The sequence below is a fragment of the Bacillus sp. BB081 genome, assembly GCF_008368895.1.
In the GTDB taxonomy this organism is placed as follows: Bacteria; Bacillota; Bacilli; order Bacillales; family Bacillaceae_G; genus Bacillus_A; species Bacillus_A wiedmannii.
The window spans coordinates 1-16,473 of sequence record NZ_QOZX01000024.1 but is presented as its reverse complement, the minus strand read 5'-3'; the positions used below and the strand labels follow the sequence as shown (position 1 = coordinate 16,473).

The window sequence follows — 16,473 nt, the reverse complement described above, 5'->3', positions numbered from 1 at the left end:
ATGTTATTCCATGAGACTTTTATACAATTTCTTATAAGCAAGAGCTGATTTCTCCCAGCTATAATCTTCAGTCATCGCTTGTTTTACAAGCTGCTCCCATACCGGTTTATCATGATAAAATTCAATTGCACGAAGAACCGTGTGCAACATGTCATGTGCATTAAAGTTCGTGAAACTGAAACCATTTCCTTCTCCAGTTTCTTCGTCATAAGATTGTACTGTATCATTTAATCCGCCTGTCTCTCTTACAATCGGAATTGTACCGTACGCTAATGCGATAAGTTGTCCAAGTCCACACGGTTCAAATAGTGATGGCATTAAGAATAAATCACTTCCCGCATACACTTGGTGAGCTAGTTCTTCATTAAATCCGATATACACTTTTACCTTCTCAGGATACTCGTATGCCATCCACTCAAAGAATTGTTCATATTCAGAATCACCTGATCCTAAAATAATACATTGCACATCTTCCTCCATTATTTCGCGGAATACAGTACGTACTAAATCAAGACCTTTTTGCTTCGTTAATCTCGTTACCATCGAAATAATTGGTGTATCTTCTTTTTCTGGCAAACCAAAATAACGCTGCAAAGCGCGTTTATTTTCATTCTTTTCCTCTAATGACTCTGCATCATACTGAGCAGTAATATACGAATCTGTTTCTGGATTATATACGCTCGTATCAATTCCATTTACGATGCCGCTAAGCTTACCATTATTTTTTCGTAACAACCCATCTAACTTCTCACCGAAAAACTCATATTGAATTTCCTCTTTGTATGTCGGGCTAACCGCTGTAATTTGATCAGAAGCGATAATTCCGCCCTTCATAAAGTTCACATTTCCATAAAACTCTAGCTGCTCACTATGAAAATATTCGTCACCAAGTTCTAACAAGTCGTACATCACTTCAGGAGGAAATACACCTTGGAACTGCAAGTTATGAATCGTATACACCGTTTTAATATGCTCATATAATGGATTATCTTGATACTTTTCACGTAGTAAGAAATTCACCATAGCTGTATGCCAATCGTGGCTATGAAGAACATCCACTTCGAAATCAAGATGCGGAATACACTCTAAAACTGCTTTCGAAAAATAAGAAAAACGCTCTCCGTCATCATAATGACCATATAGAGAATCTCTCTTAAAATAATATTCATTATCTATTAAGTAATACGTAATCCCGTCTTGCTCACCTTTTAAAATTCCGCAATATTGATTTCTCCACCCAAGCGGGACGTTAATTACTTTATGTAACGTACATCCATCCCTTAATTTTTGCGGAATAAGACTATAATTTGGAAGTATAATGCGAACGTCCACACCTAATTTTTTCAGCTCTTTTGGGAGCGCACCTGCTACATCAGCTAATCCTCCCGATTTAACAAATGGTACACATTCTGATACTGCAAATAAAATATTCACTTGTTGTCCCACTGCACGAAAAGCTTATACGACTTCCCTTGCAGCTTCCTCCCTTCGAGTTTTCATTTGAATGAATGCTTTAATCAGTGGAGGAAAAGCCCCCACTGATTCTTTTAAGAATAACTATTAATCGTACTGTTTTGAATGCTTCCTTTTTCTACAACATATGGCTCATCGGCGTTTCCTTTTAGTACTACACCGTCACCAATTTTCACGTCTTTATCAATAATAACACCGTCTATTATACAGTTATCTCCAATTTTGCTCTTTTGCATAATAATGCTATTACGAACAATTGAACCTTTTCCAATTTTAACAGAACGGGAGATAACACTATTTTCTACTTCTCCTTCAATAATACTGCCGTTTGCAATCATTGTATTTTTCACGGCTGCACCCTTCAGGTAACGAGTTGGTGGTTCATCTTTTACTTTCGTAAAGATCGGTGCTTCTTTCTTAAATAATTGCTTCCAAATAGCAGGCTGCAAAATTTCTAAGCTATGTTTATAGTAACTTTCAATCGAATCAATAATAGCTACATATCCTGTATGCTCATACGTAGCAATATGTAGTGATTTTCCGCGCTTTTCTCTCACTACATCAAATAAACTGTATTGCTCCACATCTTTATATGTCTCAAATAAATCTAACAATAATTGTTTCTTTAACACGTATGTTTGAAGCGAAACCCCTTCATGGCAAACTTCAGTAATATCAGCTGCCGTATGTATATGTCGCTCTAACACCGCTTGAAAATTTAATGCTGTTACGAGATGGCTATTCGTAATAACAACGTATTCTTCTCTAGCTCTTAAAAAATAATCAATATGTCTTCTAAAATGTGCAAAAGACCCAAATTCATCTTGGTCACATTGGCAATTTGGCGGGAATAAAAACAGTCCGTCTCTTTTTCTATCTAAATCCCACTGTTTTCCTGAACCAACATGGTCCATTAGTGAACGGTTTTTATGACTTGTAAAAACCGCTACACTATGAATATTAGAATTCACCATATTTGAAAGCATGAAATCAATGAGTCGATAACGGCCCCCAAATGGTAACGCCGCTAATGAACGATGCCCTGTTACTTTCTTTAAGGAAGGAAAACTTCCCGTTGCATTAATAATTCCTAACATTTTTTCTCCCATTCATTTCATCCCCCTTTTCTATTTCCCTTCAGCAATGAGTACAACATCGTCGACATTTTTTTCTGGACGAATAATTGTTCCATCTTCAATAACCATTTCCGATCCAACAATCGCTCTTTCAATCACAACATTTTTACCAATCTTCGCTCCTGGCATAACGACAGAATCAATAACCATACTACCTTCTTCCACCGTCACCCCTTGGAATAATACAGAATGCTTCACGTCCCCTTCAATGACACATCCTTCGTTAATAAGTGATTCTTCTACTTTTGCCTTTTCTGCAATATATTGAGGTGGCTCATTTGGATTCACAGAATAAATACGCCAATTACGATCGTTTAAATTCAGCGATGTTTCATCGCGAAGTAAATCCATATTCGCTTCCCATAAGCTTTTCACCGTTCCAACATCTTTCCAATATCCTTCAAACGGATACGCCATCAGCTTTTTCCCTTCATCTAACAAAAGCGGAAGTACATCTTTTCCGAAATCATTACTAGATTCAGGATTCCTTGCATCCATCTCTAAATACTCTTTCAAAATTGCCCAGTTAAAAATATAAATTCCCATTGATGCAAGATTACTTCTTGGAAATTGCGGTTTCTCTTCAAATTCAACAATCTCCATCTCTTCGTTCGTATTCATAATACCGAAGCGACTCGCTTCATCCCACGGCACTTCAATAACAGAAATCGAAACGTCCGCTTCTTTCTCAATATGGTAATCTAGCATTTTACTGTAATCCATTTTATAAATATGATCGCCTGATAAAATCAGAACATACTCTGGTTCATATTGACTTAAATAGTTTAAGTTTTGATAAATGGCACTTGCTGTACCTGTGTACCACTTCACACCTGAAGACTCCGCATAAGGAGGTAACACTGTGACTCCACCGCTTACTCGGTCTAAATCCCAAGCATTGCCGATTCCGATATAATTATGAAGTTCGAGTGGTTGATATTGCGTCAAAATCCCAACCGTTTCAATACCAGAATTCGCACAGTTACTTAGCGTAAAGTCAATAATGCGATATTTACCACCAAATGGAACAGCTGGCTTGGCTAAATTTTTTGTTAATGCACTTAATCGACTACCTTTTCCCCCTGCTAGTAACATTGCTACGCACTTTTGCTTTTGAGCCATCTTGTTTTTTGCTCCCCTTTCTCGTCTTCACTGGTCGTAATATGGATACGCCAAATGGTGGAATTGTAATTTCTACATGTGCCGCTTGATTATGATACGGTTCTTGAATCGTCTTGAGACGTTTCCTATTCACTTGCCCCGATCCGCCATATTGCTCAGCATCACTGTTTAAAACCTCGTTATAATACTCAAAATCTGGCAAACCTACTTTATAGTTTTCATATGTAGCTTTCGTAAAATTACATACGACAACTAACGCATCTTCTTGTTTATCCCCTTGGCGGATAAACGAGAAAATACTTTGCTCATGATTATTAGCATCTATCCACTGAAATCCTTCAGGTGAATGGTCAAGCTGCCAAAGTGGTTTGGAGCGCTTATACAATGCTATGAGCTCTTTAAAGTAATCATGCATATAACGATGCATTTCAAAATCATGTAAATTCCAATCTAAATCTTCAAGGTCTTTCCACTCATCAAACTGCCCGAATTCTCCACCCATAAAGAGCAATTTCTTACCTGGGTGAGTAAAGAAATATCCATATAATAAACGAAGTTGAGCAAACTTATCCCAGTAATCTCCTGGCATTTTATTTAATAACGACTTTTTCCCATGAACGACTTCATCATGAGAAAGCGGTAATATGAAATTTTCAGAGTAAGCATATATTAAAGAGAACGTCATTTTCTCATGAATATACTTCCTATACTCAGGCGCACACTCCATATATTTCAGCACATCATTCATCCAGCCCATATTCCATTTGTAATTGAACCCAAGCCCACCTTCATACGTTGGAGCTGTTACAAGTGGCCAAGCTGTTGAATCTTCTGCTGTCATAAGAAAATCTTCATCTTCTGCAAACACCGCTTCATTTAACTCTCGTAAAAATGAAACAGCGTGCTCATTACTTTGTTCTTGTCCTTCTTTATTCCAGTACAGCATATTCGCAACTGCATCCACCCTGAAACCGTCAATGTGGAAATACTTCATCCAAAATAACGCATTTGAAATTAAGAAATTACGTACTTCCCTCTTCCCTAAATCAAAATTAACAGTTCCCCATACTAGGTTCTCTTGTACATCTATATCTTTATATTCATAAGTCGGTGTCCCATCAAACAAATATAAACCGTGAGCATCTTTACAAAAATGCCCCGGCACCCAATCTAAAATGACACCGATTCCATATTTATGACATTCATCGACAAAATACATCAAATCATGTGGCGTGCCAAATCTACTTGTCGCTGCATAATATCCCGTCCCTTGATATCCCCAAGAACGATCATATGGATGCTCAACAAGCGGCATAATTTCAATATGTGTAAATTGATGTTCCACCACATACGGAATGAGCTCCTCGGCCATTTCTCTATAAGAATACAGAGCGCCATCTTCTTTCTTTTTCCAAGAACCGAAATGTAATTCATAAACTGTCATCGCTTCTTTATAAATCGATTTTTTCTTTCTCTTACGAATCCAGTTTTTATCATTCCATTCATATCCCTCTATATCAAAAACTACAGATGCCGTATTTGGTCTTACTTCTGCATATACTGCGTAAGGATCTGCTTTTAAAATAACGTCACCATCCATCGTTTCAATCGCATACTTATATATCTCATTCTCTTCAATATGCGGTACAAACAAGGACCAAATCCCCTCTTCTGTCACTTGTAGCATCTTATGTTGCTCATAATCCCATTCATTAAAATCTCCAACAACACTCATTGCTTTCGCATGAGGAGCCCATACTGTGAATCGTACACCTCGCATCCCATCTTCCGTCACAATATGTGCCCCAAAGATGTTATAACTGTCATAGTACTTTTCTGTATGAAACTCATCTCGTTTCACTTCTTCACAATTTATTACATCCAATATGTTCACCTCACTAAGATGACAGAATTTTTTATACTTTACCAATTCTGCGAAAAACTGAAATATCCTTGTTATTTTTAAAAAAACATTCGTTTTTTTCTTTAATTTCGCTTAAAATATTCAAATTTACTGTGTAAAATATCGAATTTTGACGAATATTCATTGTAAACGCTTTATTACCTACTAGTCTTTCATCCTATTATTTATTTCTCAACCTTTATTTCATTAGAGTTATCCTATTTTACCCGCTATTTATCACTTAAAATCGTAACAAAATAATCTGTCATAAAAAAATGTTTCTCAACATTTTTTGTCACAATTTTATTGAAATGGAAAATTCATAAGCATATACTTGTTCTCAATAAAGAACGTTGAACTGTCGCAAATATAATTCATACTGAAACACTATGTTTACTCTATCCATGCTCCAGGCGAAAGTTCGATAAAAAATTAAATTAGGGGGCTTTCTTATGTCATTAAAACAAAAAGTTGGAATGGGAGTTGTCACAGCTTCACTTGGCTTATCCCTTACATTTGGCGGTGTATTCGCCTATTTCAGTGATTCTGAAACATCTAGTAACTCATTTCAAGCTGGTACACTAGATCTTTCTATTAACCCAAGCGTAATTGTTAATGTGAAAGATTTAAAACCAGGTGATTTGATTGAAAGAAATTTCAAGCTTGAAAACAAAGGAACATTAGATATTGCAAAAGTAGCACTTGAAACATCCTATGAGGTAACAGATGCAAAGCAAAATAATGATGGTGAAGATTTAGGTGATCACATCACCGTCAAATTTTTAGTGAATGATGGAAAGCCATCTAATCCAAACGATGATCATGAAATTTTGTGGGAAACAAAACTATCAGAATTAAAAACTATGAAACCGGAGGATGTAGCTACTTCTCTAGAACGTCATAACTTAATAGATGGTATTAAGTCTGGTGACACAGATTATTTACACGTTCTCTTCTCCTTTGAAGATAACGACCAAGATCAAAATAAATTCCAGGGTGATTCCTTACAACTAAACTGGACATTCCATGCAGAGCAAACACCAGGCGTGGAGAAATAATTTTTAAAATATAAATTATCGGAGGCCTATACATGAAAAAGAAAAATCGTTTTGTTACCGGAATTGTAACGGCTGGTGTTCTATTTTCAACTGCCCTTCCGTTCAATGTACTTGCTGAAAACCCTATTAACCAAATTGACTCTTCAAACGCCCAGTCTTTACTATCAAAACTTTCTAAAGAACAGCGCCAGGCATTACAAACGTTAGATGCCAATCCTGGTTTTACTATTTCGCCCGATATTAATACGAGTAGTTCTGAACCAGTAAATATCATTGTAGAATTTCAAACTGCTCCAGTAAAGATTAATGAATTAAAACAAAAAGAAAAAGGGTTACAAGCTGCTCCTGAAAATATAAAGGCACGTATTGATCAAGAACATGAGGAATTCCAAAAAGGACTCAAACGTCTTTATCAATTTAGCCCATCAGTAAAATCAGGGAATTTCCAGTCTATACAAATTAAACGTTCTTATAAGCATGCTATAAATGGTGTTGCGCTGACATTACCTGCAAATACAGTGGAAGAATTGTTACGAATTGGCGTTGTAAAACGTATTTGGAAAGATTACGAAGTGAAATTAAATTTACCAAAACAAGCGGAGCAAAAAGCACCTCAAAAACTAACAGATAGCATTCCGCAAATTGGGGTAGATAAGTTACATAGCGAGGCCATTACTGGAAAAGGAATTAAAGTTGGTGTATTAGATACAGGTATTGATTACAATCACCCTGACTTAAAAGACGTGTATAAAGGCTATCGCGCAAAACCGGGTGAAGATTCTAGTAAGGTAGACCCAAACTCCGTAAAAGGTTGGGACTTTATTAATAACGATGCAGATCCGATGGAAACAACTTATACAGAGTGGCAACAATCTGGCGCTCCTGAATTTGATGATCGTGGTTCTTCCTTCTATACTGCGCATGGTACTCACGTAGCAGGTATCGTTTCTGCCCAAAAGAAAAACAAATCAGATTCCGCAGTAAAAGGTGTTGCACCTGACATTGAACTGTATAACTATCGTGTACTCGGTCCTTATGGAAGCGGCGATAGTTCTGGTATTATTGCTGCAATCGATAAATCTATTTCTGACGGTATGAACGTCATTAACTTATCGTTAGGTGACGATAGCAACAATCCGCTTGACCCAACGTCTATCGCTGTTAATAACGCAATGCTTTCGGGCGTTGTTACAGTCGTTGCTGCTGGGAACTCTGGTCCAAATCCAGCGACACTCGGATCACCTGGTGCTTCTCCATTTGCTATTACAGTTGGAGCAAGTGATAGCTCTATTTCATTACCGAAACTATCTGGTCATGCTGGGCAATTACAATTCCCTAACCTAATTTTATTTGGCAAAAACTTCACTGATAAAATAGAGGATTTCAAAGGACAATCCCTCCCTATTGAATCTGTAGGAATCGGTACTCCTGACGAGTTTAGTAAAAAGGATGTAAAAGGAAAAATCGCTCTCGTTACACGTGGTACAATCTCGTTTGATGAAAAAATCGCAAATGCGAAACAAGCTGGTGCAAAAGCAGTTATTATTTATAACAATGTGGATGGAGAAATCCCTTACTACATTGGCGAAAGTACAAAATACATTCCAGCATTCCGCCTAACGAAAGAAGATGGCGAAAAACTAAAAGCTCAAATTGAACAAGGCAAAACATCCTTAACTTTCGATGAAATCAATTACATTCAAACAGAAGGCGATCATCTTGCAGACTTTAGCTCACGCGGCCCTGTTACATCAAATGATGATATTAAACCTGATATTACAGCGCCTGGTGTTGCGGTACTTTCAACAGTACCTGAATATATTAACGACCCGCAAGAAGGTGAAAACTACGATGTTTCCTATGAACGTATGCAAGGAACATCCATGGCATCTCCTCATATCGCTGGCGTTGCTGCTCTTATTTTGCAAGAACACCCAGAATACTCTCCATTCGATGTAAAGGCATCTCTTATGAACACAGCTGATGATTTAAAAGAAAAGTATTCCGTATATGAAGTTGGAGCTGGACGAGTAGATGCTTATAACTCTGTTCACACGGAAACAAGTTTTAAAGTGTTAGATACGACAAAAACAATTGTCAATGATGAAGTGATTGAAGTACCAGAAGAAACTGGATCCATTGCATTCGGTAAATACTATCAAAAAGACGGGGAATCAATTGAACAAAAACGAAAAATTAAAATTGAAAACCGCAATAAACAAGAGAAGAAAGAATTTAAAACAGAAATTTCTTATACACCAGCTTCTTCTGCTATTAACGACGCTACCGCAAACGGTGTAAAAATTTCTACTTCTGAAACAATTACGATTGATGCTGGTAAATCAGATGAAATTGAAGCAAAAATTAATATTCCAGCTGGTGCAAAGCAAGGCCGATATGAAGGATATATTCATATTACAAATACAAAAAATAAAGAAGAAACGTATCAAATACCATTCTCTATTCGTGTGTCAGAGCCTGGTATTGAAAATGCACTATTATCAAGAAAAACAATCTCAACTGATACATCTACATTCAATCCATACCGTGAATCATATGTTCACGGGGCGTTCCAATTAAACAGCGAACTTGAAACGTTAGATCTTATCGTGAAAGACTCAAAAACAAATAAAGCGCTCGGCTTCATCGGAACATTAAACACGAGTGGACTAAAAACGGATGTGTATTACTACTTAGATTCATTCTTTAACGGCAGAGTGTATCCTTTTACAAATGATCCTGCAAAACCAATTGGTGATGAGAAAATCGACTTACCTGAAGGAGATTACACAATTGAATTTGTTGGCTATGATAAAGCCGGGAAGGCACGTGTGAAAGGCGATTACGTCGTAATTGATAATACACCACCAGAAGTGAAATTAACTGGATTACAGCCTGGTATTTATGAATTAAATGAAGAAAACTACACAGTAGAAGACGGTAAAAAAGCACTATGGATTAAAGGAAATGTATATGATTCTAACGTTGACTACTTAAGAGGAAAAGGATTAAACATTACGCAAGAAGCGAACGGTGTTATGTACTATGATTACTCTCCATACTTGCATAAGTTTTTACCTATTAATGCAAATGGTGACTTTAAAGTTGGCATTACTCCTGAATCCTTTAAAGTGGAAGGACCAATGAACACAGGCGTATATATTTTCGATTATGCAACTGCAGGCCCTGACTACCCGAGCGGTGTAAATAACTATTGGTTTATCCCGCAAGGTGCTCAATATGCGAAAGCTAGCTATGATAAAAAAGAATTATATAAAAATGATGAATTCACTCTGACATTAAACGCGAAGCACGTAAAACAATTTGTTGCCGGAGAATTTAACGTGAAGTTCCTAGAGAAAAACTTCAAATTTGCAAATGCAAAATTGAATCCTGCTTTTGAAAAGCTCCTTTCTGAAAAAGGTGTAACGGCAAAAGTGAATGAACCTAAATTAGAAGAAGGTTCTGTTACAGTAGGCGGGGCTATCGATGATAAAAACTTCGCCGGATTAGATGGTGATTTCCCGTTCATTGATGTAACTTTCAAAGTAGAGAATGATGAGTTTTATGAAGCAAATGCTCAATTAGATTTACCAGTGTTCGCTTACTGGAAGCAAGGTCAATCAGAGCCAAACAGAATGCGTGTACTTCAAGATCAAACATTCTCAGTTATGTCTTTAAACTCACTCGTAGAAGGCAATATTAAACCTGGTGCATTCTTAAATGAACGTGGCTATTTAGATGGAAAATTCGATTATACAAAGCTTGGCGTAAAAGTATATGCAACAGATTCTTATCGTCATAAGTTTGAAGGCTCACTTGATAAATACGGTTACTTCAAATTGAATGGACTTCCTGTTAATAAACGTGATTATAACCTATACGTGGAGGTTCCAGGACATTTAACAAGCCGACTAACTACAAAACTAGGTACTGAAAAAGATGGTAAGCTGCTTGGTCAATATTATTATGCACGACCTGATGAAAATCTTGCCGGTGATGTAAATGGAGATAAAGTAATTGATATAAAAGATGCTGAAATTATCGCTAGCAACTATGGTAAAAAAGGACTATCAGTGAAAGACGGCGACCTCAATAAAGATGGCATTGTCGACGAAAAAGATATTCGTTTCGTTGAAAAGAACTTCTTGAAAAAAGGTCCAGATGCATCTAAATCACAAACGCCTGTTGAAAAATCAAAAAGCGGTACACTTGCAGATATTTTAAAGAAATTAGGATTAACGCCTAAAAAATAGTAATAAAGAGCACTCTACATAAAAGTAGAGTGCTCTTTTCTATAAACGACCCTTATCCAGCAAAAGGGGTATATTGGGGATATACAAGGGAAACCGGAAAAGGAATTTATATTAAGTTATATAAAAACTCAGAGGTAGGAAGCAGTTTCCCGCCTCTGAATTATTTAGCAATTATTATAGTACTGGTGCCATTGTTTCTTTTAATACTTTTACAGAATGAGCGAATTTCGCTTTTTCTTCTTCATTTAGCTCAAGTTCTACGATTTCACGTACACCTTCGCGGTTAATAACAGCTGGAACACCTACGAAAGCATCTTTCTCACCATATTGACCTTCAAGGTATGCCGATACAGTTAATACGCTGTTCTCGTTGCTTAAGATTGCTTTAGTTACACGAAGTAGTGACATACCGATTCCGTAGTAAGTTGCACCTTTACGTTCGATGATATGATAAGCTGCATCGCGTACATTTTCGAAGATTTTATCTAAGTCCTCTTGATTGTACTGCTCGTTGTTAGCTAAGATTGTTTCTAGTTTTTGTACACCTACAGTAGCATGGCTCCATACTGGAAGTTCAGTGTCACCGTGCTCACCAACGATGTAAGCATGAACGTTACGTGGATCTACATCTAAGTAGTCACCTAACATGTAACGGAAACGAGCAGAGTCTAAAGTAGTACCAGAACCGATTACGCGCTCTTTTGGTAATCCAGATTCTTTCCAAGTTACGTAAGTTAAAATGTCAACTGGGTTTGTTGCGATTAAGAAGATTCCATCGAATCCGCTATCCATAATGCCGCGAACGATTTGTTTAAAGATCTTTGTATTTTTCTCAACTAAGTCTAAACGAGTTTCACCTGGCTTTTGTGGTAATCCAGCAGTGATAACAACTAAATCTGCATCTTTACAATCTGCATAGCTACCGCTCCAAACTTTTGTTGGTGATGGAGAGAATGGTACCGCATGGCTTAAGTCCATTGCTTCCCCTTCTGCTTTTGCTTCATTAACATCTACTAATACGAATTCTTCAGCTACACCTTGGTTGATCATTGAGTAAGCGTAACTACAACCTACAGCTCCTGTTCCTACTAATACTACACGATTGATACCTTTTTTCATGTTAATTTCCCCTCTCTATTGTTCACATATATTTTTTTATGATTGTTTAAGTAATTAATTAAAATACTAATTTAATGTTGTTTAACTTCTTTACATTCATATTGTAGCACGTATCATTGTGAATTACTTCACAAATTATGACCTATTTGTGAACTTTTTCACATAGAGTGTAAAGTTGATGGAATAGGTGTGGAATCCATTTCAATGGAGGCGTTTTCTTTAGATTGTGAAAGGGTTTTTCTTACGTTTTTGTCGGTAAGTGCAATTATATCGGCGATTTTTGCAATAGATCGATTCACCGACAAAACTCGAAAATGATAATAGCCTAAAAAACGCCATCCTTTCTGTATATTTCTACAAAAAGAATAGCGTTTTTTGATTATATAGATACAAATTTATCTTAGCTGGATAGCGATGTTTTTCCATATACGTCAAATTAACATACCATTACTTATTAACAGTCAATAGACATGGAAACCTAGCAAGGCTCTTCAATTATTGTAGCAACACAGTCGTTTTTAAATCTTCAGCACCTCCATTTTTTAAAGTATCATTTTGACCACTAAGATAAGCAGGTTTAATTGTTAAGAATTTTGGAGGATTATCCATTGGTGGAAGAGCTAAAACAATATGGTGTCCATATAGTCCCGTGCTACCAACTTGCAAGCTGACTCCTTCGTAGACTTTTCCTTTATCATCAGTGACAGTATAATCAAGTGCTGGCCAACTATCATTAGCTTCCATTTCTTTTGGATAATCGAAGGTCAAATCAATCCTCGTTGAAAGTGAAGAAAAGGCAACTTGATCTACTGTTAATGCATAGAGATTATCTTTCGTTAATGTTTTTATATTAGGAGTAAATTTACGAATCTCACCTTCAACTTTTGTAAGAGGAAATGCTACGTTCCATGTTCCTGTTTGTCCAAATAAATCTTTCCCATGGACGGAAACATCAATTTTATCACCAAATTCACCGTAATTAGCCAGAGTGAATTCATGCTGCTCGATAATGGTGTTTCGTCCTTTTGACTTCTGTGAAGTAGAACCAATCGCAGCCCTAACTTCTTTCCCATTAATGGTTACATAACTAAATCCAGCTTTCTCTTCATTGCTATTGGAAATAGTATTTTCTCCTTTGTATTCCACCGTAATCACTAAACGTCCGCCATCGTAAACAGCTTCTTTCACATTCATCGTTAAGCCACTATGGTTATCTTGTCTTTCAATGGATGTAGCAAGCTCATCCTTTTCAATTTTATCAGAAGCAATATCATTAAATTGTGCATAAATGGAGCCTATAACTGGAACACTCGATAATGTCTTTGCCATAGTAGGAGAAATGAATCCAAAACCTAAGAGAGAAACACATATTCCACAAGCAACAAGACTAGAATACTTGATTGTTTTTTTTCTACGGTATTGATTTTTCTTAGCTTGAAGCATGGCTGTTTTTTCTCTTTGAATTAACCGGTCTTCTGGAATAGGAATATCATTGATATGGTGATTAAATTCTTCTTTATTCATAACTATATCCCTCCTTTAAAATGGGGTGTAAGGCTTGCTTTGCTCGATGTAATTGAGACTTTACCGTTCCTTCTGGAGAATTAAGAACCTCAGCAATTTCCTTAATAGATAAATCGTGATAATACCTTAATAAAATAATTGTTTTGTAAGTAGGATCTAAGAAATTAAATGCTTCGGTTAAATCTAATGATTGTTCTAATTTATTCATGCTCTCTTCTGTACATAAATTAGAAAATATTTCATCATTCGCAACAAATTGTCTAGAGGCTTTTCTTATAAAATCAATGGATTTAAAAACAAGAATTTTGGTAATCCAACTTTGAAATTTCTCCGGCTTTTTTAATTTTCTCAATGAAAGATATGCTTCATAAATTGTTTCTTGGTATATATCCAGTGCATCTTGTTCATTTCTTACATAAGAATAGGCTGTTCGATATAATTTCGGGCGAACAAAAGTGATAAGTTGTTCAAATGCTTGATCATTTCCTTTTGTTGCTTGTTTTACTAGATAGGCTATGTCCATTTTATTTCTTCCTCCCTTTACTAATATAGTCGAATGAGAGAATAAAAAGGTTGCAAAAATAAGTGCATATATATAAATCTCCTACAACTTATTACAATGATTAATATCCAGCATTAAAGAAAAGACACCAGAAATCCATAAAAAAAAGCAGACTACTCAAAGTCCACTTTTACACAACAAAAAAGAGATAGCAGATTATGCTATCTCTTTTAGTATGACCCGTACGGGATTCGAACCCGTGTTACCGCCGTGAAAGGGCGGTGTCTTAACCACTTGACCAACGGGCCAATTCTGGCAGAGAAGAAGGGATTCGAACCCTCGCACCGCGTTCGCGATCTACTCCCTTAGCAGGGGAGCCCCTTGAGCCACTTGGGTACTTCTCTATAATATGGCTCCGCAGGTAGGACTCGAACCTACGACCGATCGGTTAACAGCCGATAGCTCTACCACTGAGCTACTGCGGAATAATTATGGTGGGCCTAAATGGACTCGAACCATCGACCTCACGCTTATCAGGCGTGCGCTCTAACCAGCTGAGCTATAGGCCCATAATTGAAAAGCGGGTGAAGAGAATCGAACTCTCGACCAGAGCTTGGAAGGCTCTTGTTTTACCACTAAACTACACCCGCATTAAATTGTAAATGGTGAGCCATGAAGGATTCGAACCTTCGACCCTCTGATTAAAAGTCAGATGCTCTACCAACTGAGCTAATGGCTCATTTTGAAAGTGGTGCCGACTAGAGGACTTGAACCCCCAACCTACTGATTACAAGTCAGTTGCTCTACCAGTTGAGCTAAGTCGGCTTGCGACTTCAAAATGGTGGCTCGGGACGGAATCGAACCGCCGACACGAGGATTTTCAGTCCTCTGCTCTACCGACTGAGCTACCGAGCCTTTATGTAAAAAAATGGCGGTCCCGACCGGGGTCGAACCGGCGATCTCCTGCGTGACAGGCAGGCATGTTAACCACTACACCACGGGACCATTTGGTTGCGGGGACAGGATTTGAACCTGCGACCTTCGGGTTATGAGCCCGACGAGCTACCGTGCTGCTCCACCCCGCGATGATAAAATATTTAATTTAGAAAAAAATGGAGGAGGTAGAGGGATTCGAACCCCCGCGCGACTCTCGCCGCCTGTCGGTTTTCAAGACCGATCCCTTCAGCCGAACTTGGGTATACCTCCGAGATATAAAGCTTTAGTGGTGGACCTTGTAGGACTCGAACCTACGACCGGACGGTTATGAGCCGTCTGCTCTAACCAGCTGAGCTAAAGGTCCTTTATGGTAGCGGCGGAGGGGATCGAACCCCCGACCTCACGGGTATGAACCGTACGCTCTAGCCAGCTGAGCTACACCGCCATAAATGAAATTTAAATAAGTGGAGCCTAGCGGGATCGAACCGCTGACCTCCTGCGTGCAAGGCAGGCGCTCTCCCAGCTGAGCTAAGGCCCCGTGTTTTTGGAAAATCGGGAAGACAGGATTTGAACCTGCGACCCCCTGGTCCCAAACCAGGTGCTCTACCAAGCTGAGCCACTTCCCGTTAATAAAAGCGCGCCCGAGAGGAGTCGAACCCCTAACCTCTTGATCCGTAGTCAAACGCTCTATCCAATTGAGCTACGGGCGCATATGGTGCCGAGGGCGGGGGTCGAACCCGCACGGTGGTCACCCACCGCAGGATTTTAAGTCCTGTGCGTCTGCCTGTTCCGCCACCCCGGCATGTCATATTGAAAATTGGAGCGGAAGACGGGATTCGAACCCGCGACCCCAACCTTGGCAAGGTTGTATTCTACCACTGAACTACTTCCGCAAGACATGTATGAGTTATTTTATTAAAAGTGCGGGTGAAGGGAGTCGAACCCCCACGCCAAAGGCGCTAGATCCTAAGTCTAGTGCGTCTGCCAGTTCCGCCACACCCGCATATTGATTTTTAAAGAAAAATGGGGCGACTGATGGGAATCGAACCCACGAATGCCGGAGCCACAATCCGGTGCGTTAACCACTTCGCCACAACCGCCATGATTTTCTGGTGCCGACTAGAGGACTTGAACCCCCAACCTACTGATTACAAGTCAGTTGCTCTACCAATTGAGCTAAGTCGGCTAAATGGTGGAGGATGACGGGATCGAACCGCCGACCCCCTGCTTGTAAGGCAGGTGCTCTCCCAGCTGAGCTAATCCTCCATTTGCCTGGCAACGTCCTACTCTCACAGGGACAAGGTCCCAACTACCATCGGCGCTAGAGAGCTTAACTTCCGTGTTCGGTATGGGAACGGGTGTGACCTCTCTGCCATCATTACCAGACTGTATTCATTTAAGACAAGAATCATTGTAACTTATTTCATATTTATGGTTAACTCGA

9 protein-coding genes, 22 tRNA genes and 1 rRNA gene are annotated in these 16,473 nt (G+C 38.4%); 2 read left to right on the top strand and 30 right to left on the bottom strand.

The genetic code is table 11. The features are described from left to right. Window positions 1-3: 3 nt before the first annotated feature. The 4 genes from glgA to glgB all read right to left on the bottom strand — a co-directional run bounded on the left by glgA (window position 4) and on the right by glgB (window position 5,616). Window positions 4-1,434 (bottom strand): glycogen synthase GlgA, encoded by a 1,431-nt coding sequence (glgA, locus tag DN394_RS13005; RefSeq protein ID WP_002203738.1) that lies wholly within the window; start codon window positions 1,432-1,434, stop codon window positions 4-6. Window positions 1,435-1,547: 113 nt separating this feature from the next. Continuing rightward, entirely contained in the window at window positions 1,548-2,582 is a 1,035-nt protein-coding gene (glgD, locus tag DN394_RS13000) for a glucose-1-phosphate adenylyltransferase subunit GlgD (protein ID WP_000504142.1), read from the bottom strand. A gap of 18 nt (window positions 2,583-2,600) precedes the next feature. Beyond that, the gene (gene glgC / locus DN394_RS12995; RefSeq protein ID WP_000057613.1) at window positions 2,601-3,731 is read right to left on the bottom strand and encodes a glucose-1-phosphate adenylyltransferase; all 1,131 of its coding nucleotides are present in this window, start codon (window positions 3,729-3,731) and stop codon (window positions 2,601-2,603) included. Continuing rightward, complete coding sequence (glgB, locus tag DN394_RS12990; protein WP_097917766.1) at window positions 3,679-5,616, bottom strand: 1,4-alpha-glucan branching protein GlgB; 1,938 nt, start codon at window positions 5,614-5,616, stop codon at window positions 3,679-3,681. The genes glgC and glgB overlap by 53 nt, the downstream gene beginning before the upstream one ends. Before the next feature lie 470 nt (window positions 5,617-6,086). On the opposite strand from glgB, the gene DN394_RS12985 reads away from it, so the two are divergent. Beyond that, window positions 6,087-6,692, top strand: coding sequence for a CalY family protein (locus DN394_RS12985; protein WP_149293855.1), 606 nt, complete (start codon window positions 6,087-6,089; stop codon window positions 6,690-6,692). Window positions 6,693-6,724: 32 nt separating this feature from the next. Next, the gene (locus tag DN394_RS12980) at window positions 6,725-10,948 is read left to right on the top strand and encodes a S8 family serine peptidase (RefSeq protein ID WP_149293854.1); all 4,224 of its coding nucleotides are present in this window, start codon (window positions 6,725-6,727) and stop codon (window positions 10,946-10,948) included. Between the two features lie 174 nt (window positions 10,949-11,122). Here the strand turns inward: DN394_RS12980 and DN394_RS12975 are convergent, their stop codons facing one another. The 26 genes from DN394_RS12975 to rrf all read right to left on the bottom strand — a co-directional run bounded on the left by DN394_RS12975 (window position 11,123) and on the right by rrf (window position 16,415). Further along, the gene (locus DN394_RS12975; RefSeq protein ID WP_000715348.1) at window positions 11,123-12,067 is read right to left on the bottom strand and encodes an L-lactate dehydrogenase; all 945 of its coding nucleotides are present in this window, start codon (window positions 12,065-12,067) and stop codon (window positions 11,123-11,125) included. Window positions 12,068-12,562: 495 nt separating this feature from the next. Beyond that, the gene (locus tag DN394_RS12970; RefSeq protein ID WP_149293853.1) at window positions 12,563-13,591 is read right to left on the bottom strand and encodes a DUF4179 domain-containing protein; all 1,029 of its coding nucleotides are present in this window, start codon (window positions 13,589-13,591) and stop codon (window positions 12,563-12,565) included. Continuing rightward, complete coding sequence (locus tag DN394_RS12965; RefSeq protein ID WP_149293852.1) at window positions 13,584-14,114, bottom strand: sigma-70 family RNA polymerase sigma factor; 531 nt, start codon at window positions 14,112-14,114, stop codon at window positions 13,584-13,586. The genes DN394_RS12970 and DN394_RS12965 overlap by 8 nt, the downstream gene beginning before the upstream one ends. Before the next feature lie 215 nt (window positions 14,115-14,329). Continuing rightward, window positions 14,330-14,401: transfer RNA gene (locus tag DN394_RS12960), tRNA-Glu, on the bottom strand. 5 nt (window positions 14,402-14,406) lie between these two features. Next, window positions 14,407-14,497: transfer RNA gene (locus DN394_RS12955), tRNA-Ser, on the bottom strand. 6 nt (window positions 14,498-14,503) lie between these two features. Then, window positions 14,504-14,578 (bottom strand) — tRNA-Asn (locus DN394_RS12950). A gap of 7 nt (window positions 14,579-14,585) precedes the next feature. Next, a tRNA-Ile gene (locus DN394_RS12945) sits at window positions 14,586-14,662 on the bottom strand. A gap of 10 nt (window positions 14,663-14,672) precedes the next feature. Further along, window positions 14,673-14,743, bottom strand: a tRNA-Gly gene (locus DN394_RS12940). 13 nt (window positions 14,744-14,756) lie between these two features. After that, window positions 14,757-14,832, bottom strand: a tRNA-Lys gene (locus tag DN394_RS12935). A gap of 10 nt (window positions 14,833-14,842) precedes the next feature. Beyond that, window positions 14,843-14,918 (bottom strand) — tRNA-Thr (locus DN394_RS12930). 14 nt (window positions 14,919-14,932) lie between these two features. Further along, window positions 14,933-15,008 (bottom strand) — tRNA-Phe (locus DN394_RS12925). 14 nt (window positions 15,009-15,022) lie between these two features. After that, window positions 15,023-15,098: transfer RNA gene (locus tag DN394_RS12920), tRNA-Asp, on the bottom strand. 3 nt (window positions 15,099-15,101) lie between these two features. Next, a tRNA-Met gene (locus DN394_RS12915) sits at window positions 15,102-15,178 on the bottom strand. A 28-nt stretch (window positions 15,179-15,206) separates the two neighbouring features. Continuing rightward, window positions 15,207-15,299 (bottom strand) — tRNA-Ser (locus DN394_RS12910). Between the two features lie 17 nt (window positions 15,300-15,316). After that, window positions 15,317-15,393 (bottom strand) — tRNA-Ile (locus DN394_RS12905). A 4-nt stretch (window positions 15,394-15,397) separates the two neighbouring features. Then, a tRNA-Met gene (locus DN394_RS12900) sits at window positions 15,398-15,474 on the bottom strand. 20 nt (window positions 15,475-15,494) lie between these two features. Further along, window positions 15,495-15,567 (bottom strand) — tRNA-Ala (locus tag DN394_RS12895). Between the two features lie 14 nt (window positions 15,568-15,581). After that, window positions 15,582-15,655 (bottom strand) — tRNA-Pro (locus DN394_RS12890). A gap of 10 nt (window positions 15,656-15,665) precedes the next feature. Continuing rightward, window positions 15,666-15,739, bottom strand: a tRNA-Arg gene (locus DN394_RS12885). Window positions 15,740-15,742: 3 nt separating this feature from the next. Beyond that, a tRNA-Leu gene (locus tag DN394_RS12880) sits at window positions 15,743-15,831 on the bottom strand. A 16-nt stretch (window positions 15,832-15,847) separates the two neighbouring features. Continuing rightward, window positions 15,848-15,922, bottom strand: a tRNA-Gly gene (locus tag DN394_RS12875). A gap of 29 nt (window positions 15,923-15,951) precedes the next feature. Further along, window positions 15,952-16,032, bottom strand: a tRNA-Leu gene (locus DN394_RS12870). A gap of 21 nt (window positions 16,033-16,053) precedes the next feature. Then, window positions 16,054-16,129: transfer RNA gene (locus tag DN394_RS12865), tRNA-His, on the bottom strand. A 10-nt stretch (window positions 16,130-16,139) separates the two neighbouring features. After that, window positions 16,140-16,215, bottom strand: a tRNA-Thr gene (locus DN394_RS12860). 4 nt (window positions 16,216-16,219) lie between these two features. Then, a tRNA-Val gene (locus tag DN394_RS12855) sits at window positions 16,220-16,295 on the bottom strand. A gap of 4 nt (window positions 16,296-16,299) precedes the next feature. Continuing rightward, a 5S ribosomal RNA gene (gene rrf, locus DN394_RS12850) occupies window positions 16,300-16,415 on the bottom strand. Window positions 16,416-16,473: the final 58 nt, after the last annotated feature.